The sequence below is a fragment of the Oleiphilus sp. HI0125 genome, assembly GCF_001635355.1.
This window is the reverse complement of sequence record NZ_LWGF01001306.1, coordinates 1-2,118: the sequence shown is the minus strand read 5'-3', so window position 1 is coordinate 2,118 and position 2,118 is coordinate 1. Positions and strand designations below refer to the sequence as shown.

The following is a 2,118-nucleotide window of genomic DNA, read 5'->3' as shown; positions in this document are numbered from 1 at the left end:
GACCAAACCCCATAGCCACCATGCGCGATTCTTCAATATTTTCGATCGCTAGAAGCTGTAAAAATGTCGTCGCCCTTAATGCAGAGAGCTCCCAATTATTCTGAAATTCACTATTTGAGACGCGCCGGTTATCAGTATGCCCCTCGATCAGAATGCCGTTTCCGCGATCACGCAATACACCCGCAATCTTTTTGATAACACCAAAAGCTTGCTCTGAAGGGATCACATCGCCACTTTCAAAAACGACGTTATCGCGTAGCGTTATCTCTACCCACTCATCAAGCAAAGTAACCGAAATCTTGTCTTCGTATATTAAGTCAGCAAAGCTATCTTCAAATTCGCCCGCTATCGACTCTAGTTGTTCATCATCAATATTGTCTTTGTTCGATTCGTAACGTTCATGACGACCTACAAGTAGAGGGTTCAGACCTTCGCTTTTGCTAAAACTTTCTGACTTATGGCTAATCTCACCAATTTGAATTGGTTCTAGACTTTTCTGACGGGTGTTGAAGACGCCCTCTAGCGTTTCTGATAGGACCTTATACTTCCCCTCATTAACCGAGGAGATCGAATACATCACAACGAAGAATGCGAACAAAAGCGTTATAAAATCTGCGTAGGATACTAACCAACGATCATGATTTTCATCTGCGGTAGTACGACGTTGTCGACGCATAGTCGTCCCCTAGACCTTGGCATGTTCGAGGTGTAAATACCCCTTAAGCTTCAGTTCCAAAGAACGAGGATTTTCACCTTCAGCGATCGATACCAATCCATCAATCACCATTTCATAATAGCGAGTTTGATGCTCTACCTTATGACGTATTTTGTTCGCAATCGGAAGAAATACTAAGTTAGCTAAACCCACTCCGTATATTGTTGCGACGAAGGCAGTCGCGATGCCAGCCCCCAATTGGCTTGGATCGGCAAGATTACTCATCACGTGAATCAGACCAAGCACAGCACCAATGATACCGATGGTCGGCGAGTATCCAGCCATCGAGTCATAGACTTTAGCCAAGTCTAAGTCCCGCTGCTCACGCGCAAGCATATCGACTTCTAGCACGCTTTGAATCGACTCAGGCTCAGCGCCGTCAACAAGGAGCTGAAGACCTTTTTTGCAGAAAGACTCGCGTTCTTTTGGGAGAACCGACTCCAAACCCAGCAAACCATCTTTGCGCGCACGAACACTCCACGACAGCAACTTATTAATACCGTCGTCAATTGATACATGAGGAGGAAAAAACACCCACTTTAAAGCCGAAGCGCTGCGCTTCAAGGTATGTGTAGGAGTTTGGACTAGAACAGCGGCAAGCGTGCCACCGATGACGATTAAAGCCGCTGGACCATTAATCAGAGAGTCGAACGTGCCGCCTTCAATCGCGTTACCGCCAAAGATCGCAACAAAAGCTAGTAATAGCCCTACGACACTCAGGTAATCCATTAGCTTAACCTATTTATTATTTGCTCACCGATTTCGTTAATATCAAGCGACCGATCACTGTAACCAGCTTTATCAACCACCATCGGCATTCCGTATACAACGCAAGATTCTTCTGTTTGAGTCCATACAGTCGAGCCGCCAGACTTCATTAGTCGGCACCCTTCTTTACCGTCTGAACCCATGCCTGTCAGAACAATCCCTAAAGCTTTACCAGGAAATGTCTTCGCCACTGAACCAAAGCTCAAATCAACTGATGGTTTGTACGTCAGCCTCTCATCGCCATCAAGCACAGATATAACCTTACGACCTGCTCTTTGACCAACAATCATTTGCTTGCCCCCTGGCGCCAAATAAGCTGTACCCGCTTCTAGATTATCGCCATCCACAGCTTGCTTTACTTTCACTTGGCTTAATCCATCCAAGCGCTCAGCAAAAGCAGGGGTAAATGTTGCCGGCATATGCTGAACAAGCAAAATAGGTACCGGAAAATTTTGAGGTAATTTAGTGACCACTTTTTGCAAAGCGACAGGACCACCGGTAGATGTACCGATAGCAACAATATCAACACTATGTCCTCTCCTAGAAGAGCCCGCAGCGTTAGAGTTAATGGATGTTGTAGGCGAAGTTGGCTTACTCGTTAAAGGACGACGCGTTGCCGCTTCGCTCCCTTTAGT

General features: G+C 46.0%; 3 protein-coding genes. All 3 read right to left on the bottom strand.

The window, feature by feature from the left end; all coding sequences use genetic code 11:
• On the bottom strand, window positions 1-676 hold a 676-nt coding region (locus tag A3762_RS22510), incomplete at its 3' end, for a flagellar motor protein MotB (RefSeq protein WP_068757718.1).
• A 9-nt stretch (window positions 677-685) separates the two neighbouring features.
• On the bottom strand, window positions 686-1,444 hold the full coding sequence (locus tag A3762_RS22505; protein WP_068756082.1) for a flagellar motor protein: 759 nt from the start codon (window positions 1,442-1,444) through the stop codon (window positions 686-688).
• On the bottom strand, window positions 1,444-2,118 hold a 675-nt coding region (locus tag A3762_RS22500; RefSeq protein WP_304439319.1), incomplete at its 5' end, for a chemotaxis protein CheB. The genes A3762_RS22505 and A3762_RS22500, both read right to left, overlap by 1 nt.